Source organism: Streptomyces melanosporofaciens (genome assembly GCF_900105695.1).
GTDB classification, from domain to species: domain Bacteria; phylum Actinomycetota; class Actinomycetes; order Streptomycetales; family Streptomycetaceae; genus Streptomyces; species Streptomyces antimycoticus.
In genome coordinates, this window is the sequence record NZ_FNST01000002.1 from 9795920 (window position 1) to 9816846 (window position 20927).

Genomic DNA, 20927 nt, shown 5'->3' on the forward strand with positions numbered 1-20927 from the left:
CGGCACAGCCACGGCCGGGCCGCCCGCCGGTCACAGCGCCGCGTACACCGCCTCCACCAGGGCCATCTTCCGCGGGTCGTCGACGATATGCGGGCCCATACGGTTCATCACATAGCCCAGGGAAAGCTCCGCCTCCGGGTCCGCGAGCCCGCAGGAGCCGCCGAAGCCGTCATGGCCGGCGGCGCGCGGGTTGGGGCCGTACGAGCCGTGCGCACCGCTCAGCCACACCCCCAGCGCCACCTCCGTGTCCCGGCCGAGCGCCTCGCCCAGGACCAGGTCCCGGCAGGAACCCTGGCCCTCGCGGGCCCGCTCGGCGGCCTCCGGGGACAGCACCCGGCGGTCGTCGGCCACACCGCGGCGGGCGAGGATGCCGTACAGCTCGGCGATGGCGCGGGCCGTGCCATGGCCGTTGAGGGCCGGCAGCTCGGCCTCGCGCCACTCCCGGCTGTTGGCCTCGGCCGCGCCGACCACCGGATTGGCCAGCGCCGCCAGGGCGACGGGCGTGAACCGCAGCCCCGCCGCGGCCTGTTCACCGCCCGGCCGCCCGGCCCGCGGACCGATCAGCTCGGCGGCCCGGCCGGCCTCCTTCTCCGGAAGTCCGATGGTGAAGTCGATGCCCAGCGGCCCGGTGACCTCCTGCCGCAGGAACTCGCCGGGCAGCAGCCCGCTGACCCGCCGGACCACCTCGCCGATCAGAAAGCCGTAGGTGAGCGCGTGATAGCCGCTCCGGCTGCCGGGCTCCCACCACGGCTCGGCCGCGGCCAGCCGGGCGGTGGTCAGCTCCCAGTCGTACAGCTCGGCCACGCTGTGCGGCTCCCGCAACCCGGCCAGCCCCGCCCGGTGCGAGAGGAGATACCGCACCGGCAGCGAGCCCTTGCCGGCCGCGGCGAACTCGGGCCAGTACGCGGCCACCGGCGCGTCCAGGTCCAACAGCCCGCGGTCCGCCAGCACATGGGCACACAGTGCCGCCGGCCCCTTGGTGGTCGACCACACATTGACCAGGGTGTCCCGCTCCCAGGGGCGGGTGCGCCCGCCGTCGGCCCAGCCGCCCCACAGATCCACCACGGTCTCCGAGCCGATCCGCACGGCCACCGCGGCGCCCAGCTCGTCGCGTTCGCGGAAGTTCGCCTCGAAGGCGGCCCGCACTCCGGTGAACCGGGGGTCGCAGTGGCCCTGGATCGGGGCCGGGGACTCGGTCATATGGTTCCTCCTGTCGCTCGGGCGGTCGGCGGGGCGGTGGCGGTCAGGGTCGGCCCGCGAGTACGACCTCGCAGCCGCGCAGCTCATAGCTCGCGATCTCGTCCTTGAAGCCGACCCTGGGCGGGGCCGCCATACGGATACCGGGCAGGGCGAACAGCCGGCCGAGGAAGACATCCGTCTCCAGGAGCGCGATGGCGGCTCCGGGGCATTTGTGCGCACCGTCACCGAAGGACAGCCCCGGCGCACCCGCGCCCGCGGCCATCGGGCGGCCCGGGCGGAGCCGCTCCGGCCGCTCGCCCACCGTACGGCCGTCGAGATTGGCCCGGTGGAGCAGGACATCGACCAGCTCCCCGGCCGGCACCGTCACCTCCGCGCCCGGATCCTGGCTGCCGCCGGGCAGCCGAAGCGGGGCGGTGGTACGACGGCGGAGCCGGCCGATGACCGGTTCGAGCCGGAGGATCTCCTGCAGGATGGCGATCCGGCCGGGCTCGTCGGCGGCCCGGTACCGCGCCAGCAGGGCGGCGTCACCGAACAGATGCCACGCGGCCACATTGACGAACTCCCGGGTGGTGACCATGCCCGCGGCGGCGAAGGTGATGCACTCGCCCAGGATCTCGCCGGCCGAACACCCCTCGTCCAGCAGATGCGAGATCAGATCGTCGCGCCGCCGTCGCCGCCGGGCGCGTACGGCCGGGCGGACATCGCCCCAGTAGATCCGCAGCCAGTCGGCGTTCTGCCGCAGCAGCCAGCGAACCCCGTGCAGGCTGGTCAGCCCCGGGGTGCCGAACTTCTCGGGGAAGAAGCGCTCCAACCGCCGCCGGATCCCGGGCCGGCTCTCCGTCAGGCCGATCACGGCGCTGGCCACCTCGATCGCCAGATGGAAGGCCGCATCGGCGAGCAGACCCCGGCCGGTCTCCCGGATGGTGTCGATCTGTGCCTCCGCCACCCGGACCATGACCTCGCGATAGTGCTCGTCGACCCGGCGCGGGGTGAAGAACCGGGCGGTCTGCCGCCGGTCCTCGCGGTGTTCGGGACCGTCCCGGTAGAGCACCGGCCGCCGGAACCGGGACGGCAGCTTCTCCACCGTCTCGATGCCGAGCCCGGCCTGCACGGTGGCGGTGCTGCGCAGGACGGCGCGGGCCTCCTCGTAGCCGGACACCTGCCAGATCCCGTCGGGCCCCCGACGCACCGGGCAGCCGTCTCCGTACGGGCCCCGGTCGACCCTGCGCTCCCCGAATTCCGGCGCTCCGTGGCCCGGTGGTCCATGGCCCGGAGGTCCGTGGTCCTGCGCTCGGTGGTCTCGTAATCCGTCGTCGTGCGATCCGCGGTCGTGCGATCCGCCGGCCATGGGCGGGCACCTCCCGGCCCAGACTAGGAGTAGCGCGGCCACCTTACGGGCTCCGGATGCCGCTTTCCCAGGTCTAGGCTCGATTTCATGGACAGCGAGAACCCTCTGGGGCGTTTTCTGCGCGCCCGCCGTGAACTGGTGCGGCCCGAGGACGTGGACATCCTGCCCGGTGGCCGGCGCCGGGTGGCGGGTCTGCGCCGCGAGGAGGTCGCCCTGCTGGCGGGCGTCAGCACCGACTACTACATCCGGCTGGAGCAGGGCCGGGAGCGGCATCCCTCGGCGCAGGTGGTCGAGGCGCTGGCCCGGGCCCTGGTGCTGGAGGAGGACGCGGTCGCCCATCTGCACCGGCTGGCCCGTCCGGCCCCCGGCCGACGCCGCCCGGCCGCGCGGCGGGAGCGGGTGAGCCCGACCCTGCTGCGGATGATGGAGGGCTGGCCGCGGACACCGGCCGTCGTCCTGGGGCGCTGTCTGACCGTACTGGCCCACAACACCCTGGGCAGGGCCCTGTTCGACGGGCACACCCACAGCCGGGACCTGATGCGGCTGGTCTTCCTCGACCCGGACGCGCGGGAGTTCTATCCCGACTGGGAGCGGGTGGCGGTCAACACCGTCGCCGGACTCCGCGCGGCGGCCGGAATCGACGAGGAGGACCCCGAACTGATCGCGGTCGTCGGTGAGTTGTCGCTCAAGAGCGAGGCGTTCCGGCGGCTGTGGGCCCGCCATGACATCCGTCAGAAGACCCATGAGACCAAGCGCTTCAGGCACCGGCTGGTCGGAGAGCTGACGCTGGAGTACGAGGCACTGACCGTGAACAGCGCCCCCGGCCAGCAGCTCGTCGTCTACCAGGCCGAACCGGGCAGCCCGTCCGAACAGGCGCTGTCCCTGCTGGGCAGCCTCGCCGCCGACGCGGTGGAGACGACTCACGACACCATGAGCACCACGACGAAGGACTCTTCCGTATGACTGTGATCGACTCGCCCGTCTGGTTCATCACCGGCTGTTCCACCGGTCTGGGCCGGGCACTCGCCACCGCCGTCCTCGACCACGGCCACCGCGCGGTGGTCACCGCCCGCGACCCCGGCCGGCTGGCCGACATCGTCGCCGGGCACGGGGACCGCGCGCTGGCCCTGGCCCTCGACGTCACCGACAAGGACCAGGTGGCGGAGGCCGTCAAGCAGGCGGAAAGCGCCTTCGGCCTGATCGACGTCCTGGTCAACAACGCGGGCTACGGCTATCTCGCCGCTCTGGAGGAGGGCGAGGACGAGGAGGTCCGGGCCCTGTTCGACACCAATGTCTTCGGCCTGGTGGACGTCACCCGGGCGGTGCTGCCGGGCATGCGCGCCCGCCGCGCCGGCCACATCGTGAACATCTCCTCCCTCGGCGGCCTGGCCGCCTTCGGCGCCACCGGCTACTACCACGCCACCAAGTTCGCCGTGGAGGGCCTCTCCGAATCGCTCGCCGCCGAGGTGGCCCCGCTGGGCATCAAGGTGACGATCGTCGAACCCGCCGCCTTCCGCACCAACTGGTCCGGCCCCTCCATGCGGCAGTCCGCCGTCACCATCGACGACTACGCCGAGAGCGCGGGCGCGCGGCGCACCAGCACCCTCGCCACCTACGGCCACCAGCCCGGGGACCCGGCCCGGGCGAGCGAGGCCATCATCGGCGCGGTGCAGGCGGCGGAGCCCCCACTGCGGCTGCTGCTGGGCAAGGCCGCCTACGACATCGCCCAGGCCAGGCTGGACTCCCTCAGGACCGGCTTCGACGCCTGGCGCGATGTCACCCTCGGAGCCGACTACCCCGCGGCCGCGTCCTAGCCCCGCCGATTACCTCGTGGCCGCGTCCCAGGCCCCGCCGACCACCCCGTGGCCGCCCGCGGGCGCGCCGACTCACCGGGGCCGTCAGTGCCCCCGCACCCGGCGGCCCCACCGGCGCAGCAGTCCCCGCCGGGTCCGGGAAGCCCGTGGTCCGGAGGGCCGCCGGCCACCCGGACCGGCCAGGGCGTGGCTCGGCGTCCACTGGCCGTCGGGGGAGAGGATCGGCGCCTTGCGCTCCGCCTGCGCCAGGATCTCGTGGTGGGAGTCATGGGCGGTCACCCGGAACGCCTCGTCATGCGAGGCCAGGGCCGCCCGCAGGGCAGCGCCGGTCGCGCCGCGGCGGCGGGCGAGGGACGCCACCCAGCCGAGGAAGCCCATGAGCGCGGCGAGCACCCCGGCGACGATCAGATACGGCAACACATCACCCATGGGCCGAGATTACGTGAGGCCGTACGTCGTCGAGGAGACCCAATTCGAGACGGCTCAGCCGCCCGGGGTCGGCGATCACCTCGTACGCGGTGATCCGCTCGTCCTCGACGGAGAGGGTCAGGGCGAGCAGCAGCCGGCCGCGCGGGGCCACGACGATCCCCACCGCCCCGTTCACCAGTGCCGGCTCCGCCAACCGCGACCTCGGCGCGAACCCGGCGGTCTCCTCCGCCACCGCCCGCGCACCGCGGGTCACCGTCGGCACCCCCTCGGGCAGGGCGGCGCGGTCGGCACGCCGTACGACCTCCGGGTCCAGCACCGCGAGCAGCGCCTCCATGTCGCCGCCTCGGGCGGCGGCGAGAAAGGCGTCGACGGTGCGCCGCTGTCGGTCCAGCTCGGCGCGGGGCACCGCCGCGCTGCCCCGCACCTTCTGGCGGGCGCGGCTGGCGAGCTTCTTCGCCGCGACCGGTGAGCGCTCCACGATGGGCGCGATCCGGTCGAACGGCACCGCGAACACATCGTGCAGTACAAAGGCGATCCGCTCGGCCGGGCCCAGCGTGTCCAGCACCACGAGCAGCGCCCTGCCGACCGAGTCGGCCAGCACCGCCTCCACCTCGGGATCGCCGCCGTCCCCGCTTTCCCGGGGCAGGTCGGGCAGCTCCTGCCCGACCGGTTCCTCCCGGCGCGCGGTGCGGGAGCGCAGCATGTCCAGGCAGATCCGGGAGACGACCGTGCGCAGCCAGCCGGACAGGTTCCCGACCGCCTCGGCGTCGGCGCGGCTGAGCCGCAGCCATGTCTCCTGGACGGCGTCGTCCGCCTCGCTGAGCGATCCGAGCATCCGATAGGCGACCGCCCTCAGCTGACCGCGGTGCGTCTCGAACCGCTCCGCCAGCCCGTCCTGCGGGTGCTGTCCGTCCCCCGGCGTCCGCCCGTCCATCGGTCACCTTTCCTCGCCGCGCTCCGTCACCTCTTCAGACGTATCCCACGCGGCCGGGGTGACCAGGCCGAGGTGACGAGGAGAGACACCATGAGCACCACCAGCTGGCCGACCGCCCTGGACCAGCCGCTGCTGCGCCCCCTGGACCTGGGGGACCTCCGGCTGCCCAACCGGGTGGTGATGGCTCCCATGACCCGGGCCCGGGCCACGGGCGAGGGGCTGGTCCCGAACGGTATGCACGCGGCCTACTACGGCCAGCGGGCCGGGGCCGGGCTGATCATCACCGAGGGGACCTGGGTCAGCGAGCGGGCCATCGGTTTCCCGAACGTCCCCGGTGTCTACAGCGAGGAGCAGGTCGGCGGGTGGCGGCGGGTCACCGACACCGTCCACGCCCACGGCGGCCGGATCGTGCTGCAGCTGTGGCACACCGGCGCCGCCTCGCACCCCGACCACCTCGGGGGAGCCCTTCCGGCCGGTCCCTCGGCGGTCGACCCTCGGGAGCGCTCCTATACGCCCGGCGGGCCCAAGGGGACGGTCACCCCGCGGGAGATGACGATCACGGACATCCGGGACACGGTCGCGGAGTACGGCGCCGCCGCGGCGAACGCCCGCCGCGCCGGTTTCGACGGGGTCGAGATCCACGCCCTCGGCTCGTTCCTGATCCCGCAGTTCCTCAATCCGCTGCTGAACCGCCGCAACGACGCCTACGGCCACGACCCGGCCGGACGGCGACGACTGCTGATGGAGATCGTCGACGCGGTGGCGGCGGCCTGGGACGGCCGCCGGGTGGGCGTCCGCCTGTCGCCGTACTGGACCGCCGAGCGGTTCACCGCCGATGAGCGGACGCTGGCCGACTACGACGCGCTCGTGGCGGAGCTGTGCGACCGCCCCGTGGCCTATCTGCACCTGCGGGGACCGGCCCCCGCCGCCCCGGGCGCCGCCCCCGGCCAGGACGCCTTCGCCCGCTACCGGCGCCTCTTCGACGGGCCGCTGATCGCCAACCACGGCTTCGACCGGGAGAGTGGGAACGCCGTGATCGAGGCGGGGCTCGCGGACGCCGTCTCCTATGCCACGCACTTCGTGGCCAATCCCGATCTCGTGGCCCGGTTCGCCCTGGACCACGAGCTGGCGGCTGGCGACCCGGGCACGTACTACACCGGCGGGGCGGGCGGCTATGTCGACTATCCGGTCAGTGGCCGGGGGACGGCGTCCGGCGGGTGAGAGCGCTCACCGGCGGCGTCAGGCGCTGAGGGCGCCCGAGCCGAGCAGTCCGAACAGCACCAGGCCGATGACGATCCGGTAGATCACGAAGGCGTTGAACGAATGCTTGGCGACGAACTTCAGCAGCCAGGCGATGGAGGCATAGGCCACGGCGAAGGACACCACCGTGCCCACCGCGAGCGGCACCGTGTCCACGCCACCGCCCATGGCGTCCTTGAGCTCGTAGAGACCGGCGCCGGTCAGCGACGGAATGCCCAGGAAGAAGGAGAGCCGGGTGGCGGCCAGGCGGTCCAGGTCGAGCAGGAGGCCGGTGGCCATCGTGGCGCCCGAGCGGGAGAAGCCGGGGAAGAGCAGCGCGAGGATCTGCGAGGAGCCGACCAGCATCGCGTCCTTGACGCTGGTGTCGTCCTCCCCGCGCTTGTGGCGGCCCATCCGGTCGGCCAGCCACATCAGCCCGCTGCCCACGATCAGCGAGGCGGCCACCACCCACAGGGAGGCCAGCGGGCCCTCGATCAGCGGTTTGGCCGCCAGACCCACGACCACGATGGGGATGGTGGCGTAGATGACCCACCAGGCGAACTTGTAGTCGTGGTGGTACCGCTCCTCGCGGTTGACCAGTCCGCGTCCCCATGCGGTGGCGAAGCGCCGGATGTCGCGGAAGAAGTACAGCAGGACGGCGGCGATGGCACCGACCTGGATCACCGCGGTGAAGGCGACGACGGACTTGTCGTCCACCGGGATGTCCATCAGCCCCTCAGTGATCTTGAGGTGACCGGTGGAGGAGACCGGGAGGAACTCCGTGACCCCCTCGACGACGCCGAGAACCACGGCCTGTCCGATGTTGATCGCGCTCACGTGATGCGTCCCGCCGGTGTTTCCGTAACCAGTGAATGTCTACGGGACGGTAGACGATGGATCGGGAAGGTGACCAATCGACGGGCGGCCCACGGCGATCCGTCGCCATCGCGGGGGAGGGACGAGGGGCGGCCGCGGTTTCCGGGCATCGCCGCGGCCCGTGCCCGTGGAGAGAGGGGCACGGGCCGCCGCGGCCATAAAGGTCAGGCGGCCGGACCGGAGCCGCTGAGCAGGCTCCGTACGCCGGTGGCCGAGAGGGTGACGGCCTCCGGGGCACCCGCGTCGATGGTCAGGGAGAGCTCCTCGGAGGGCCATCCCTGGGCCAGTGCGCCCAGCGGCACCAGGTGGTACCGCTCGATCTGGGGCAGGGCCTGGTGCATCCGGGCCGGAGTGGTGAAGACCGGTACCAGCTGAGCGCCGTCCTCCTGCTGGAACACGGGCAGGGTCACGGCCTGGGGGTCGGTCTCCTCCGCGCTCTCGGCGGAGGGGAGGAGGACCTCACTGTTGGCAAGGGTGTTCAGCGCCGACTCGTCCGCCCGGTCGGCCGCCAGCTCGCCGAGGGCCTGCTGGGTGGCGGAGACGTTTTCATCGGAAGGGCTGGTCATGATTCCGTCCATGGATCGGGTTTTGGGTCTTCATGGGTTTCTGGGTCCCAGAGCGACTGGTTTCAACAGCCGCGGCTGGCTCGAATACCCCGCCTCATGGAACTCACACGTCCCCCTCGCGGTCGATTCTTCTCCGGGGGGCCGACGGGGCCCGGCCCGGCCCGCCCGGGAAGGTGCCCCGGGCTACGTCCCGGCCCAGCCCAGTGACCGTTCCACCGCCCGCTGCCAGTTCTCGTACTCCGCCTCCCGCCGCGCGGGGTCCATCGTGGGCATCCATTGGGCCGCGCGGTGCCAGTTGCGGCGCAGCCCCTCCAGATCGGGCCAGTAGCCGGAGGCGAGCCCGGCGGCGTAGGCGGCCCCGAGGGAGACGGTCTCGGAGACCATGGGGCGCACCACGGGCAGGTCCAGGACATCGGCCAGGAACTGCATCAGCAGATTGTTCGACGTCATCCCGCCGTCCACCTTCAGCTGCCGCAGCGGCTGGGGCGAGTCGGCGTTCATGGCGTCGACCACCTCCCGGGTCTGCCACCCGGTGGCCTCCAGCACGGCCCGGGCCAGATGCCCCTTGGTGATGTACGAGGTCAGCCCGACGATCACCCCGCGCGCGTCGCTGCGCCAGTGCGGGGCGAAGAGCCCGGAGAAGGCGGGGACGATATAGCAGCCGCCGTTGTCCTCGACGCCGCGGGCCAGGGTCTCGATCTCGGGGGCGCTGTGGATCATGCCCAGGCGGTCGCGGAACCACTGCACCAGCGAGCCGGTGACGGCGATCGGGCCCTCCAGGGCGTAGACCGTCGGCTCGTCGCCCACCTTGTAGCCCACCGTGGTCAGCAGCCCGTGCCGGGATCGTACGAGCTCGGTGCCGGTGTTGAGCAGGAGGAAGCTGCCGGTGCCGTAGGTGCACTTCGCCTCGCCGCTGGCGAAACACGTCTGCCCGAACAGCGCCGCCTGCTGATCGCCGAGCGCGGCGCAGATCGGGACCTGCGGCAGCAGCGCGCGGGCCATGCCGTAGCACTCGGCGGAAGGGCGGATCTCCGGCAGCATCGCCCGGGGCACATCGAAATAGGCCAGCAGCTCGTCGTCCCAGGTCAGGCTGCGAATGTTCATCAACATGGTGCGGCTGGCGTTGGTGGCGTCGGTGAGGTGCAGTCCGCCGTCGGGCCCGCCGGTGAGGTTCCAGATCAGCCAGCTCTCCATCGTGCCGAACAGCACGTCCCCGCGTCCCGCGCGCTCGCGCAGGCCGTCGACATGGTCGAACAGCCAGCGCAGCCGTGGGGCGGAGAAGTAGGTCGTGGGCGACAGTCCGCAGCGTTCGAGGAAGAAGTCGTCACCGGTGGTCCGCCGCAGCTCCTCGACATAGCCGCTGGTACGGGTGTCCTGCCAGGTGATGGCGTGGCACACGGGTACGCCGGTGCGCCGGTCCCAGACCACCGTGGTCTCGCGCTGATTGGCGATGCCGATGGCCACGATCTGCTCGGGCCGGATTCCCGCGCCCTCCAGGGCCCGGGGCACGACCACACGGCGCAGATGGGACCAGATCTCGGCGGGGTCGTGCTCGGCCCAGCCGGGCTTGGAGAAGTACTGCTCATGTTCTCGCTGGCCGACCGAGACCAGCCGTCCCTGGTGGTCGAAGAGGATGCACCGGGTGGACATGGTGCCCTGGTCGATGGACATCACATAGCGTTCAACCATGGCCTGGCCTGCCTTCGGGCGGGTTCGAGCAGGGCATGGGGCGTCACCAGCGGGCCGCGCCGAGATCGCGGGAGATCGCACGGGCGGCGTCGCGCGTCAGCCCGACGAGTGAGGGATGAGGGCGGCCCTTGCTGTCGCAGAGGCGGTCGACGGCGCCGGAGATGCCGACGGCACCCACCACCAGGCCGCCCTGCCCGCGGATCGGCGCGGCGATATCGGCCTCGCCCACCATCATCTCCTCGGTCGCGACCGCCCACCCGTTCTCGCGGATCTCGCCCATCGCCCGGCTGAGCTGCTGGGGAGAGACGAGCGTATGACGGGTGTAGTTCTCGGGTTCGGTTTCCATGAGCGGCTCCAGAGGGGTCGCCCCGTACGCCAGCAGGATCTTGCCCAGCGCGCTGGCGTGCAGGGGGAGCAGCGAGCCCACGTCCAGGGTCTGGAAGGTGTCATCGGGCCGGAAGACGTGGTGGACGATGAGGACCTTGCCCTCCAGGGGCACTCCGAGACGGACCGCCTCACCGCTGCGGGCGGCCAGGGCGTCGGTCCAGTTGATGGAGCGGGACCGCAGCTCGTTGATGTCGAGATAGCTGGTCCCCAGGTGCAGCAGCGCCGCGCCGAGCTGGTACTTCCCCGTCGCCTTGTCCTGTTCGACGAAGTCGACGCTCTGCAGCGTGCGCAGAATGCCGTGCGCGGTGCCTTTCGCGAGGCCGAGCGAGGCGGCCACCTCGCCCAGACTGAGCCGACCGGAGCCCTGGGCGAGCAGCCGCAGAATCGCCGCCGCCCGCTCGATGGACTGCACCGGGCCGGCCATGACGCGATCGTAGCTCTTCGGTGAGTGGCACAGCCTGTCGGCAAAAACGCCAAACGTTCGGTAATGCCGACTCGGATTCGTTGACCCCGATGGATAGGGGCCATAGCGTCCGTATCGGGACAAGAAGACCAGGATGCCAAAAGGTGACCCGAAGGGTGCCCGGCACAGACAACCCACCCGGCTCGGAGAGGAGGAGACGTGGCGGAACAACTGAGCTACCCGAAGCCCGGCGTCACCGGGCAGGCCGCGGAGACCGTCGATTTCACCGGCGCCCGTCTCATCGGCTCCCAGGCGCCGGAACCGGACCCCCTGCTGGCGCCGGTGGCGACACGCGACGAGGTCCCGGAACGGCCCCCGGCTGACGAGGGAGACGGCCATGTCCTCCCGGTCCCGCACATCTGCGAGGCCGTCGCCACCGTGCGGCGGCGGGCGCACGCGCTGCTGACCGAATGGGAGCTGTCGGCCGACTGCCTCGACGAAGCGCTCATGGTGATCTCGGAACTGGTCACCAACGCGATCCTGCATGCCCTGCCCCCGGCCGTGCTGCGGCTGCGCTGGACCGAGTGCGAGGGCTCCGCCGGCCTGCGCATCGAGGTCACCGACGGCGGCCCGGTGCCCGCCGGTCAGCGGGCGGACGAGGACATCGAGCCCGATGAGCACGGCCGCGGGCTCGGGATCGTCACCGCGCTGTCCACGCGCCACGGCAGCCACTCCTGCCATGAGGGCATCACCTGGTGGGCGGACCTGCCGGTCGCCTAACCGACGACCCGGTCCCAGGTGACCGGGAGCCGATGGACACCGTAGATCAGCATGTCGTGGCGCAGGGGCACCTCGTCGGGCGGCACCGCCAGGCGCAGCGTGGGGAAGCGCCGCAGCAGGGCGGGAAAGCCGGTCCGCATCTCCATCCGCGCCAGATGCTGGCCCAGGCACTGGTGGATGCCGTGGCCGAAGGCGATCTGGTCGGCCGTCTCGCGGGTGACGTCCAGGGTGTCGGGATCGGCGAAGCGCGAGGGGTCCCGGTTGGCCGAGGCGAGCGACCCGACGACCGTCTCCCCCGCCCGCACCCGCGCCCCGGCGATCTCGAGATCCTCCCGGGCCACCCGTACCGTCCCGAACTGGACGATGGTCAGATACCGCAGCAGCTCCTCGACCGCGTGGTCGATCACCTCGGGCCGCTCCCGCACCAGCCGCGACTGCCCGGGGTGGCGCAGCAGCGCGTAGGTGCCCAGGGCCAGCATGTTCGCCGTCGTCTCATGGCCCGCGATGAGCAGCAGCAGCCCCACACCGGTCAGCTCCTCGTCGGTCAGCCCGGCCGCCGTGGCGGTGCCGGAACCGCCGGGCGCGCCGTGCTCGCCGTTGACCAGACGGGAGAGCAGCGCCTCGTCCGGCCGGTGCCGCTTGGTGCCGATCAGCTCCCGCATGTACTCCCACAGCGCGTCCCGGGCCGCGTAGACCTCGTCCTCGCCCTGGCCGATCCGGAGCAGAACGGTGGCCCACCGCTGGAAGTCGGCCCGGTCCTCGTACGGCACCCCCAGCAGCTCGCAGATCACCAGCGACGGGATCGGCTGGGCGAAGGCCGTGACCAGGTCGGCCGGTGGGCCGGCGCGTTCCATCGCGGCCAGGTGACCGTCGACGATCTCCTCGATCCGGGGCTGCAGCCGCCGCATCCCCCGGGCGGTGAACCACTTGCTCAGCAGCCGCCGGTAGCGGGTGTGCTCGGGTGGGTCCATGCCGATGAACGAGCCCAGCATGCGGCGATCGTCCGGGCGGACCGGAAACGCGTGCACCGGCGAGGAGGTCCGGCGGCGGTCCGAGCTGAACCGGTCGTCCGCCAGCAACTGCGCCACGTCCTCGTGCCGGGTGAGCAGCCAGCCCACCTTGCCGTCCGGAAAGGCCAGCCGGCCGGCCCCGCCCTCCTCGCGCAGCGCCTCGTAGGCACCGGGCGGGTCGAAGGGGCAGTCGCGATGTCTGGGCAGCGGCGCCGGAGTCGACGCGCGTGATGTGACGGACACGGAAACGTTCCCTTCGAAGGCGAACCGAGTCCCTCCCTTTTGAGCGTAGCTCGGGCCGCCGGGCCGGGCGACGCGACCGGGGGCTACGGCAACCGGCCGTCACCGCGGGTGGTTTCCCCGGTCGACACGGCATCGCGCGCCGCGCGCCGGAGGAGCCGGGGAACCGTCCGGTGGTGGATCGGCGCGGCCCGCGCCCACCGCTCGGCGGTCAGGGCCCCGGCCCGCGGGACCGGTAAGGCGAACGCCGAGGCGTAGTGGGCGTCCGCGAGATCGTCACGGGCCGCCGGCGCCCGGGGCACCGCGACGCGTCGTGCGCGAGGAGTGGCCGGGGGAGTGGTCATGGGAAGAGCTCCTTTCCATGGCGTGGCCGGGACTCATGACTGGTCGGGGCCTCAGGACGTGACCGCGATCAGCGGCATCGCCACTGCGGTGACGGCCGCACCGTACTTCCCGGCGGTCAGGCTTCTTGGGCGGGGAGGAGGGCGGCCGCGTGGCGGAGCAGTGCGTGCAGGGCCGGGTTGTCGTTGTTCTTGCGCCACACGAGGTTGAGTTCTACCGGCTCCGGAGTGGTCAGCTCCACCGATCTGAAGACGATGTTGGGGTAGCGCGGCCGGGCGGCGGTCTCCGGGACCAGGGCCACGCCCCAGCCGCCGTTCACCAGGGCCAGGATGGTGTGGACCTGGCTCAGGTACTGGGAGAAGACCGGGGTGGCGTGTGCGGCGCGGAAGATGCTGATGAGCAGCTCGTTGAAGTAGCGCGCCTCGATGGGCGAGTACATCAGCAGGTCCTGCCCGTCGAAGTCGGCCACCTGGAGCGGCCCTTCGCCCGCCGCCAGCGGATGTCCCGTCGGCAGGGCGGCGAGCAGCCGCTCCCGGGCCGCGGGCCGGGACCGCAGATCCGGTCCGGTGACCGAGGGCCGTACCAGGCCCAGGTCCAGGCTCTGTTCGGTGACGGCCTCGAGCTGGTCCCGGGTGACCATCTCGCGCAGGGTGATCTCCGCGCCCGGCATGGCCGCACGGGCGATCTCCAGCAGGGTGCCGAGTACGGAGTGGGCGCTGGCCGCCGTGAAGCCGATGGCGATGGACCCCGCCTCGCCCGTCGCCACCTGCCGGGCGGCGAGAACGGCGTGCTCGGACTGGCGCAGGATGCGGCGGGCCTCGGTGAGGAAGGCACGTCCCGCGGGGGTGAGCCGCACCGAGCGGTTGGTGCGCTCCAGCAGCTGGACCCGCAACTCGGTCTCCAGTAGCTGGATCTGGCGGCTCAGCGGCGGCTGGGTCATCTTCAGCCGCTCCGCGGCCCGGGTGAAGTGCAGCTCCTCGGCGACCGTCACAAAGCTGATGAGTTGCATGAGCGTGAACAACGATGCTCTCCCGGTATCAACGCATGCCAATTTTAAGTTAGACGTAGATCGTCTGGCGACCTTAGCTTGCAAAGGAGCTCGCCGGCCGCCCCGGGGCGGATCCGGCGATATCCACCGCCCGCATACGGGCCCACACACAGGGACAACACGTGGTGACCACATCGCATACGGCAACGCACACCGCGCAGCAGGCAGGTGAGGCAACCCTCGACCGGGTCTCCTGGATCCGACTGTCCTCGGTCGTCCTTCCTCTGGCCGCGCCCATCAGCGACGCCAAGGTGCTCACCGGGCGCCAGAAGCCGATGACGGAGGTGGCCTTCCTCTTCGTCGAACTCGCCACCGAGGAGGGACACGAGGGCATCGGCTTCAGCTACTCCAAGCGCGCGGGAGGGCCCGGCCAGTTCGCGCACGCCCAGGAGATCGCGCCCACCCTCCTCGGCGAGGACCCGAGCGACATCGGCAAGATCTGGACCAAGCTGGTGTGGGCCGGTGCCTCCGTGGGCCGCAGCGGGCTGTCCACCCAGGCGGTGGCGGCCTTCGACATCGCCCTGTGGGACCTCAAGGCCAAGCGGGCCGGGCTGCCGCTGGCCAAGCTGCTGGGCGCGCACCGCGACACCGTCCGCTGCTACAACACCTCGGGCGGCTTTCTGCACACGCCGACCGAGCAGGTTCTGGAGAACGCCACGGCCTCTCTGGCCAGCGGAATCGGCGGTATCAAGATCAAGGTCGGGCAGCCGGACGGCAAGGAGGACCTGCGCCGGCTGACCGCCGTACGGGAGCACCTGGGCGACGATGTGCCGCTGATGGTCGACGCCAATCAGCAGTGGGACCGGCCCACCGCACAGCGCATGGGGCGTGCCTTCGAGGAGTTCGGCCTGGTCTGGATCGAGGAGCCGCTGGACGCCTATGACGCACCGGGCCACGCGGCCCTCGCCGCCTCGCTGGACACCCCCGTGGCCACCGGGGAGATGCTGGCCAGCGTCGCCGAACACTGGGAGCTGATACGCCACGACGCGGCGGACATCATTCAGCCCGACGCACCGCGCATCGGTGGCATCACCCAGTTCCTCAAGCTGGCCACCCTCGCCGAGCAGCACCATCTGCAACTCGCCCCGCACTTCGCGATGGAGATCCACCTCCATCTCGCGGCCGCCTATCCGCATGAGCCGTGGGTGGAGCATTTCGACTGGCTGGAGCCGCTGTTCAACGAGCGGCTGCAGATCAGCGACGGCCGGATGCGGGTGTCCGCACGGCCCGGCCTCGGCATCACCCTCAGCGAGCAGGCCCGCGCCTGGACGGGTGCCAAGGCCGAATTCGGCGCCCGGTAAGTCCGGTTCGCACCGGCGTCGATCGCGAATCCCCGGACAACACCCATTGACCGGCGGTGTTCACCCCTCTAGCCTCCATCTTCATATATAGACGGAGTGCATGTACGTGGACTCCTTGGGCCCGTGTGGCGATCCGCTCGAGCCTCCAGCTCACCGGCCGCAGTTCAAAGGGGAACTGAAGACATGCCTCTCGTCGTCGTCGGAATCAGCGTGGTGATCCTGCTGTTCCTCATGACCAAGCTGAAGCTCAACGGCTTCATCGCCCTGCTCCTCGTGGCCGTCGGCGTCGCGCTGGTGCAGGGGGTCGAGGTGGAGAAGATCCCCGATGTCCTCGGAGAGGGCGTCGGGGGCCAGATCGGCGACACCATGCTCGTCGTCGGTCTCGGCGCCATGGTCGGCCGGGTCATGGGCGACTGCGGCGCGGCCCAGCGGATAGCCAACACCCTCATCGACACCTTCGGACTGCGCTGGGTCCAGGTTGCGATGGTGGTCACCGCCATGCTCATCGGCGTGACCATGTTCTACGAGGTGGCCTTCGTCATCATCGTGCCGGTGGCGTTCACCATCGTCCGGGTCACCCGGAAGAACCTGCTGTGGGTCGGGCTTCCGATGTCGATCGCCCTCTCGACCATGCACAGCTTTCTGCCGCCGCACCCCGGGCCCACCGCGGTGGCCTCGACCTTTCACGCCTCCGTCGGCCTGACCCTGTTCTACGGGCTGTTCATCGCCGTTCCGGCCGGTGCGCTGATCGCCCTGGTGTGGCCGCGGCTTCCGTTCGTCCGGCGGATGGACCCCGAGATCCCCAAGGGCCTGGTCAGCGAGCGCACCTTCACCGAGGAGGAGATGCCGGGCCTCGGCTGGTCGCTGTCGGTGGCCCTGGTCCCGGTGGTGCTGATCGCCGGCGCCGCGGTGACCGACATGGCCGTATCCGGCGACAGCCCCGCCCTGCACATCATCACCTTCATCGGCTCCGCGCCGATCGCCCTGCTGCTGACCCTGCTGCTGGCGGTGTGGGCGTTCGGCCCCCGGATCGGCCGGAGCCTGGCCGAGGTCAGCGCCTCCTGCAACTCGGCGGCCCAGGCGATGGCGATGATCCTGCTGGTGATCGGGGCCGGCGGCGCCTTCAAGGAGGTCCTGGTCGAGGGCGGGATCTCCGACTACATCAAGGACCTCACGCACGACTGGTCCATCTCGCCGATCATCCTCGCCTGGCTCATCGCCGTCGTCCTGCGGGTGGCACTCGGATCGGCTACGGTCGCCGTGGTCACCGCCGCCGGTGTGGTGCAGCCGCTCCTGGAGAACAGCGGAGTCCACCCCGAGCTGATGGTCCTCGCCGTCTCCTGCGGATCGATCGCCTTCAGCCATGTGAACGACCCCGGCTTCTGGATGTTCAAGGAGTACTTCAACCTCTCCGTCATCGACGCCATCAAGGCGCGCACCACCTACACCACCGTGCTCGCGGTCCTCGGCCTCGGCGGTGTGCTGGCCATCGAGGCCATTGTCTGAACCTTCCCTGTGCGACACCTGAACCCTCCCTGTTCGACCCCTCCGACATCGACCCAAGGACGCCACGATGAGCCAGCCGACCGTCACCTCGTTCGCCGTCTATCCGGTCGCCGGCCGGGACAGCATGGAGCTGAACCTCTCCGGCGCCCACGGCCCCTACTTCACCCGCAACGTGGTCGTCCTCGAGGACTCCGAGGGCCGTACCGGACTGGGGGAGGTCCCGGGCGGTGAGAAGATCACCCAGACGCTGCGCGACGCCGAATCCCTCGTCGTCGGGGCGCGGGTGGGCGACTACAAGCGGGTGCTGGGCGAGATCGGGCGGCGGTTCGGCGACCGCGACGCCGGGGGCCGGGGCACCCAGACCTTCGATCTGCGCACCACCGTGCACGCCGTCACCGCCGTCGAGTCGGCCCTGCTGGACCTGCTGGGCCAGCATCTGGAGGTGCCCGTCGCGGCGCTCCTGGGCGACGGTCAGCAGCGGGACGCGGTACGGGTCCTTGGCTATCTGTTCTACGTCGGCGACCCCGACCGGACCGACCTGGAATACGTCCGCGAACCCGGCGCCGAAGCGGAGTGGTACCGCATCCGCCACGAGGAGGCGCTGACCCCCGAGGCGATCGTCCGCCAGGCCGAGGCCACCTACGACCTCTACGGCTTCAAGGACTTCAAGCTCAAGGGCGGCGTCCTGGAGGGAAACGAGGAGGTCAAGGCGGTACGCGCGCTCAAGGAGCGGTTCCCCGACGCCCGCATCACCCTCGACCCCAACGGCGCCTGGTCGCTGCGCGAGGCGATCGAGCTGTGCCGGCCGCTGCTCGGCACGCTCGCCTACGCCGAGGACCCGTGCGGGGCCGAGGACGGGTACTCGGGCCGGGAGATCCTGGCGGAGTTCCGGCGCGCCACCGGACTGCCCACCGCCACCAACATGATCGCCACGGACTGGCGGCAGATGACCCACGCACTGGCGCTGCAGTCCGTCTCCATCCCGCTGGCCGACCCCCACTTCTGGACCATGCAGGGGTCGGTACGGGTGGCCCAGCTCTGCCATGAGATGGGGCTGACCTGGGGATGCCACTCCAACAACCACTTCGACATCTCCCTGGCGATGGTGGCCCACTGCGGAGCCGCCGCCCCGGGCGAGTACAACGCCCTGGACACCCACTGGATCTGGCAGGAGGGACTGGAGCGGCTCACCGTCGAGCCGCCGCGGATCACCGGCGGTGAGATCGCCATCCCGGACGCCCCGGGGCTCGGGATCCGGCTCGACCGCGACCGGCTCCTCGCCGCCCACGCCCTCTACCAGGAGAAGGCGCTGGGGGCGCGGGACGACGCGGCCGGCATGCGCTATCTCATTCCGGGCTGGGCCTTCGACAACAAGCGTCCCTGCCTGGTGCGTTGAGTGCGGTGACCCCGCGCATGCCGACCGGGCCGGTCAGACGGCGGGGCCGCTCGTCGAGCGGCCCCCCGCGCCCGTATCGGGGGCCGTACGGCCCGGGCCTCAGACCTCCAGCTCGACCTCGATCCTGCGCAGCTGGTGCCGTGCCATCGCCAGATTGGCCCGGTTCTTGTCCAGCGCCAGATAGAGGAAGAGGCCCTGGCTGTCCCGGCCCTTCAGCAGCCGGATCAGGTGGTACTGGGTGCCGAGGGTGATGAGGATGTCCTCGATGGAGTCCTGCAGACCGAGCTGTTCCATGGTCCGCACCTTGGCGCGCACCACATCGGTGTTGCCCGCGGCCGCCACCGTCAGGTCGAGTTCTTTTCCGCCGCCCACGGTGCCGAGGGCCATCCCGCTGGAGTAGTCGACCAGCGCGGCGCCGAGGGCGCCCTCGATGGACGTCATCGCCTCTTTGAGCGCGGTCTGGGTGTTCGCCATGATCGTGGCTGTTCCTTTCGATGTCATTGATGTCCGGTCGGGTGCCGGCGCGGGTGTTCGCGCCGGGCGGGGAAGGGTCGTGGTGGTCAGGGCTGCGGCTGCTCGGCCCTGCTGAGGGCGACGCCCACCAGGTCGGCGAGCCGGGCGCCCGAGCGGCGGGCCTCCATATGGAGGCGGCCGACGTTGGTGCGGTCACCGGCCAGCACGGTCAGCACGGCCGTGGAACCCGCGGCATAGGTGGCCACATAGCCGTTCTCGCCGCGGACCAGCAGCTCACGGAAGGCGCCCCGCCCGGTGGCGCCCGCCAGCGACTGCGCCACCCCGAGCGCCGCGGCGGTCAGCGCCGCCACGCCCTCGGCCTCGACGGCCGTGTCATGCGCCAGCACCACGCCGTCGCTGGTGGCGGCGAGGGCGCCGGTCACATGGGTCACCCGGGCCCGCAGCCGGCGCAGCTCCTCCAGTACGTCGGGCTCGGCGGCCAGCAGCCACTTCCGCTCCGTGCGCTGCCGCAGGCTGCGTCTCATGACGCCGCGCACGGGGCGGGCGGGTCGGTCGGGGGAATCACAGCGTTGCCTCCAAGGCGTCGCGGAGCCGGCGCAGCAGGTCGGTATCGGGGTCGGCGAAGGCGGCCGCGGCGGGACCGCGGTCCGGGGCGGGCGGCGCGCAGGCGCCGGACCGGGCGGGCAGATCGGGGCGGCCCGGAGGCCCCGGACGGGCGGGCCGCGGTGTGGCGAGATGGCCCGCCGCCGCCAGCCGCCGTATGTCGATCAGCGTGTGGAAGGCGGGACGGCCCAGCTCCCGCGCGATACGGGCGGGGGTGCGCACCCCGTCGGCCAGCGCCAGCACCGCGCGCTGACGGGGGGTCGCGGCCGGGGCGCGGCCATCGGGGCGGCGGAGCACCACCGCCTCGGTGTCCACCTGCGGATACGGCCACAGGGAGTCCAGCAGTTTGCCGCGGCGCCGGGTCTCGCGCTCGACGGCGACCGCGCCCACCGCGCGCACCGGTCCGAGCCAGTGGGCCGCGCCCCGCCGGAAGCCGCGGGGGCCGCTGCCGTGCCCGAGGGCGAAGTACGCCGCGTCGAACAGCGCGCCCAGATGGCAGATCTCCAGCTCCGCGTCCGACAGCCGGCCGCTGTCGACGAGGAACCGCCCGACCCCGCCGTCCGGTCCCGTCCGGCCCACCGCCTCCCGCCAGCTGTCGGCGGTCAGCCGCCCACCGGTGGTGAGCAGCACCTCGATCCCGGGGGCCACGGGGCTTTCGGCGTGCACCACCTGGCCGTCCCGGAGATAGACGATGCCCGCGTCGCACAGCAGGGCGCCGCTGGCCCGCTCGGCGGCGAGCCCGGCGAGGCTGGGCGCGTGGCCGGCTCGCCCACCGGCCCGGCGAGGCATGCTCATATCAGCGCCAGACGCCCGCACATATCGCGCAGCCGCATCCGGGCGAGCGCCAGATTCCCCTCCCGGCGGTCGAGCCAGAGATAGAAGAAGACGCCGCTGTCGAAGGCCGTGTCGACGAAGCGCAGCAGGTGGTAGCAGGTGCGGGTGGTGACGATGACGTCCTCGACGGCGGGCTCCCCGTCCGTATCGTCCGCGTCGGGGCCGCTCCCGGAGCCGCCCTTCGCGCCGCCGGGGCCCAGCGCGGCGAACGCCCGTTGCTCGGCGGCCATCCGGGCCAGCTCCGCCGTCTCCGCCGCCGTGGCCTCGGGGTCCTCGTCGCGGACCTCGCCGACCATGCCGAGTGCGAGTCCGCTGGTCCACTCGATCACGGCGGCTGCGCGCGCGCCGTTCACGGTCATCGCTTCCAGCAAGCACTCGTCGATTCCGGGCATGCGGCCTCCCCTTTCCTGCGTCGCCCGTGGCGGGCGCCCACCGGGGGCGATTCGCCAGTGACGGAGAGGTTACGCAGGGTTCAGCAGTTGGGGGTTAAATCCGGTAATGCTCGGAA

Annotated in this window: 22 protein-coding genes; 7 read left to right on the top strand and 15 right to left on the bottom strand. The window is 71.8% G+C overall.

What is annotated here, in order from left to right; genetic code table 11:
* Window positions 1–30: 30 nt before the first annotated feature.
* Together BLV72_RS44170 and BLV72_RS44175 are read right to left on the bottom strand one after the other, a co-directional pair.
* The gene (locus BLV72_RS44170) at window positions 31–1200 is read right to left on the bottom strand and encodes a serine hydrolase domain-containing protein (RefSeq protein ID WP_093469539.1); all 1170 of its coding nucleotides are present in this window, start codon (window positions 1198–1200) and stop codon (window positions 31–33) included.
* 43 nt (window positions 1201–1243) lie between these two features.
* A complete protein-coding gene (locus BLV72_RS44175; RefSeq protein ID WP_093469540.1) occupies window positions 1244–2389 on the bottom strand; it encodes a cytochrome P450 in 1146 nt (381 codons plus the stop codon).
* 246 nt (window positions 2390–2635) lie between these two features.
* On the opposite strand from BLV72_RS44175, the gene BLV72_RS44180 reads away from it, so the two are divergent.
* A complete protein-coding gene (locus BLV72_RS44180; protein ID WP_093469542.1) occupies window positions 2636–3511 on the top strand; it encodes a helix-turn-helix transcriptional regulator in 876 nt (291 codons plus the stop codon).
* Window positions 3508–4362, top strand: coding sequence for an oxidoreductase (locus tag BLV72_RS44185; RefSeq protein WP_093469543.1), 855 nt, complete (start codon window positions 3508–3510; stop codon window positions 4360–4362). The genes BLV72_RS44180 and BLV72_RS44185 overlap by 4 nt, the downstream gene beginning before the upstream one ends.
* Before the next feature lie 84 nt (window positions 4363–4446).
* On the opposite strand, the gene BLV72_RS44190 is transcribed toward BLV72_RS44185, so the two are convergent.
* Both BLV72_RS44190 and BLV72_RS44195 read right to left on the bottom strand, forming a co-directional pair.
* The gene (locus BLV72_RS44190; protein ID WP_093469545.1) at window positions 4447–4791 is read right to left on the bottom strand and encodes a hypothetical protein; all 345 of its coding nucleotides are present in this window, start codon (window positions 4789–4791) and stop codon (window positions 4447–4449) included.
* A complete protein-coding gene (locus BLV72_RS44195) occupies window positions 4784–5725 on the bottom strand; it encodes a sigma-70 family RNA polymerase sigma factor (RefSeq protein WP_093469546.1) in 942 nt (313 codons plus the stop codon). Before BLV72_RS44195 ends, BLV72_RS44190 begins: the two co-directional genes overlap by 8 nt.
* A 90-nt stretch (window positions 5726–5815) precedes the next feature.
* Between BLV72_RS44195 and BLV72_RS44200 the strand changes: the two genes are divergently transcribed.
* Window positions 5816–6946 carry an alkene reductase gene (locus BLV72_RS44200; RefSeq protein ID WP_093469548.1) on the top strand — a complete coding sequence of 377 codons (1131 nt, stop codon included), beginning with the start codon at window positions 5816–5818 and terminating at the stop codon, window positions 6944–6946.
* An 18-nt stretch (window positions 6947–6964) separates the two neighbouring features.
* On the opposite strand, the gene BLV72_RS44205 is transcribed toward BLV72_RS44200, so the two are convergent.
* The 4 genes from BLV72_RS44205 to BLV72_RS44220 all read right to left on the bottom strand — a co-directional run bounded on the left by BLV72_RS44205 (window position 6965) and on the right by BLV72_RS44220 (window position 10906).
* A complete protein-coding gene (locus tag BLV72_RS44205; protein WP_093469549.1) occupies window positions 6965–7801 on the bottom strand; it encodes an undecaprenyl-diphosphate phosphatase in 837 nt (278 codons plus the stop codon).
* A 203-nt stretch (window positions 7802–8004) separates the two neighbouring features.
* Window positions 8005–8406, bottom strand: a complete 402-nt coding sequence (locus BLV72_RS44210; protein WP_059148422.1) for an SseB family protein — start codon at window positions 8404–8406, stop codon at window positions 8005–8007.
* A gap of 183 nt (window positions 8407–8589) precedes the next feature.
* The gene (gene glpK, locus BLV72_RS44215) at window positions 8590–10095 is read right to left on the bottom strand and encodes a glycerol kinase GlpK (protein ID WP_093469551.1); all 1506 of its coding nucleotides are present in this window, start codon (window positions 10093–10095) and stop codon (window positions 8590–8592) included.
* A 43-nt stretch (window positions 10096–10138) separates the two neighbouring features.
* The gene (locus BLV72_RS44220; protein WP_093469552.1) at window positions 10139–10906 is read right to left on the bottom strand and encodes an IclR family transcriptional regulator; all 768 of its coding nucleotides are present in this window, start codon (window positions 10904–10906) and stop codon (window positions 10139–10141) included.
* Window positions 10907–11104: 198 nt separating this feature from the next.
* On the opposite strand from BLV72_RS44220, the gene BLV72_RS44225 reads away from it, so the two are divergent.
* Entirely contained in the window at window positions 11105–11665 is a 561-nt protein-coding gene (locus BLV72_RS44225; protein WP_244321313.1) for an ATP-binding protein, read from the top strand.
* Here the strand turns inward: BLV72_RS44225 and BLV72_RS44230 are convergent.
* The 3 genes from BLV72_RS44230 to BLV72_RS44240 all read right to left on the bottom strand — a co-directional run bounded on the left by BLV72_RS44230 (window position 11662) and on the right by BLV72_RS44240 (window position 14278).
* Window positions 11662–12918: a cytochrome P450 gene (locus BLV72_RS44230; RefSeq protein WP_093469554.1), complete on the bottom strand. Its 1257-nt coding sequence runs from the start codon at window positions 12916–12918 to the stop codon at window positions 11662–11664. The two genes, BLV72_RS44225 and BLV72_RS44230, sit on opposite strands and share 4 nt — an antisense overlap.
* An 83-nt stretch (window positions 12919–13001) precedes the next feature.
* On the bottom strand, window positions 13002–13259 hold the full coding sequence (locus BLV72_RS44235; protein WP_093469555.1) for a hypothetical protein: 258 nt from the start codon (window positions 13257–13259) through the stop codon (window positions 13002–13004).
* Window positions 13260–13375: 116 nt separating this feature from the next.
* A complete protein-coding gene (locus BLV72_RS44240) occupies window positions 13376–14278 on the bottom strand; it encodes a LysR substrate-binding domain-containing protein (RefSeq protein ID WP_093469557.1) in 903 nt (300 codons plus the stop codon).
* Between the two features lie 149 nt (window positions 14279–14427).
* Between BLV72_RS44240 and BLV72_RS44245 the strand changes: the two genes are divergently transcribed.
* The 3 genes from BLV72_RS44245 to BLV72_RS44255 all read left to right on the top strand — a co-directional run bounded on the left by BLV72_RS44245 (window position 14428) and on the right by BLV72_RS44255 (window position 18508).
* Window positions 14428–15606, top strand: coding sequence for an L-talarate/galactarate dehydratase (locus BLV72_RS44245; protein WP_093469558.1), 1179 nt, complete (start codon window positions 14428–14430; stop codon window positions 15604–15606).
* A gap of 183 nt (window positions 15607–15789) precedes the next feature.
* Window positions 15790–17112: a gluconate:H+ symporter gene (locus BLV72_RS44250; protein WP_093469560.1), complete on the top strand. Its 1323-nt coding sequence runs from the start codon at window positions 15790–15792 to the stop codon at window positions 17110–17112.
* 67 nt (window positions 17113–17179) lie between these two features.
* A complete protein-coding gene (locus BLV72_RS44255) occupies window positions 17180–18508 on the top strand; it encodes an enolase C-terminal domain-like protein (protein WP_093469562.1) in 1329 nt (442 codons plus the stop codon).
* A gap of 99 nt (window positions 18509–18607) precedes the next feature.
* Here BLV72_RS44255 and BLV72_RS44260 read toward each other — a convergent pair whose 3' ends face one another.
* From BLV72_RS44260 to BLV72_RS44275, 4 genes are all read right to left on the bottom strand, one after another.
* Entirely contained in the window at window positions 18608–18982 is a 375-nt protein-coding gene (locus BLV72_RS44260) for a hypothetical protein (protein ID WP_093469563.1), read from the bottom strand.
* 86 nt (window positions 18983–19068) lie between these two features.
* A complete protein-coding gene (locus tag BLV72_RS44265) occupies window positions 19069–19506 on the bottom strand; it encodes a roadblock/LC7 domain-containing protein (RefSeq protein WP_093470892.1) in 438 nt (145 codons plus the stop codon).
* Between the two features lie 37 nt (window positions 19507–19543).
* On the bottom strand, window positions 19544–20380 hold the full coding sequence (locus tag BLV72_RS44270; RefSeq protein WP_093469565.1) for a hypothetical protein: 837 nt from the start codon (window positions 20378–20380) through the stop codon (window positions 19544–19546).
* Entirely contained in the window at window positions 20377–20811 is a 435-nt protein-coding gene (locus BLV72_RS44275; protein WP_093469566.1) for a hypothetical protein, read from the bottom strand. Before BLV72_RS44275 ends, BLV72_RS44270 begins: the two co-directional genes overlap by 4 nt.
* Window positions 20812–20927: the final 116 nt, after the last annotated feature.

Bases quoted from the DNA above. Each gene is read 5' to 3' on its own strand.
- BLV72_RS44170 (WP_093469539.1), bottom strand. From the start codon at position 1,200: ATGACCGAGTCCCCGGCCCCGATCCAGGGCCACTGCGACCCCCGGTTC.
- BLV72_RS44180 (WP_093469542.1), top strand. From the start codon at position 2,636: ATGGACAGCGAGAACCCTCTGGGGCGTTTTCTGCGCGCCCGCCGTGAA.
- BLV72_RS44185 (WP_093469543.1), top strand. From the start codon at position 3,508: ATGACTGTGATCGACTCGCCCGTCTGGTTCATCACCGGCTGTTCCACC.
- BLV72_RS44190 (WP_093469545.1), bottom strand. From the start codon at position 4,791: ATGGGTGATGTGTTGCCGTATCTGATCGTCGCCGGGGTGCTCGCCGCG.
- BLV72_RS44195 (WP_093469546.1), bottom strand. From the start codon at position 5,725: ATGGACGGGCGGACGCCGGGGGACGGACAGCACCCGCAGGACGGGCTG.
- BLV72_RS44200 (WP_093469548.1), top strand. From the start codon at position 5,816: ATGAGCACCACCAGCTGGCCGACCGCCCTGGACCAGCCGCTGCTGCGC.
- BLV72_RS44210 (WP_059148422.1), bottom strand. From the start codon at position 8,406: ATGACCAGCCCTTCCGATGAAAACGTCTCCGCCACCCAGCAGGCCCTC.
- glpK (WP_093469551.1), bottom strand. From the start codon at position 10,095: ATGGTTGAACGCTATGTGATGTCCATCGACCAGGGCACCATGTCCACC.
- BLV72_RS44220 (WP_093469552.1), bottom strand. From the start codon at position 10,906: ATGGCCGGCCCGGTGCAGTCCATCGAGCGGGCGGCGGCGATTCTGCGG.
- BLV72_RS44235 (WP_093469555.1), bottom strand. From the start codon at position 13,259: ATGACCACTCCCCCGGCCACTCCTCGCGCACGACGCGTCGCGGTGCCC.
- BLV72_RS44250 (WP_093469560.1), top strand. From the start codon at position 15,790: ATGCCTCTCGTCGTCGTCGGAATCAGCGTGGTGATCCTGCTGTTCCTC.
- BLV72_RS44255 (WP_093469562.1), top strand. From the start codon at position 17,180: ATGAGCCAGCCGACCGTCACCTCGTTCGCCGTCTATCCGGTCGCCGGC.
- BLV72_RS44260 (WP_093469563.1), bottom strand. From the start codon at position 18,982: ATGGCGAACACCCAGACCGCGCTCAAAGAGGCGATGACGTCCATCGAG.
- BLV72_RS44265 (WP_093470892.1), bottom strand. From the start codon at position 19,506: ATGAGACGCAGCCTGCGGCAGCGCACGGAGCGGAAGTGGCTGCTGGCC.
- BLV72_RS44270 (WP_093469565.1), bottom strand. From the start codon at position 20,380: ATGAGCATGCCTCGCCGGGCCGGTGGGCGAGCCGGCCACGCGCCCAGC.
- BLV72_RS44275 (WP_093469566.1), bottom strand. From the start codon at position 20,811: ATGCCCGGAATCGACGAGTGCTTGCTGGAAGCGATGACCGTGAACGGC.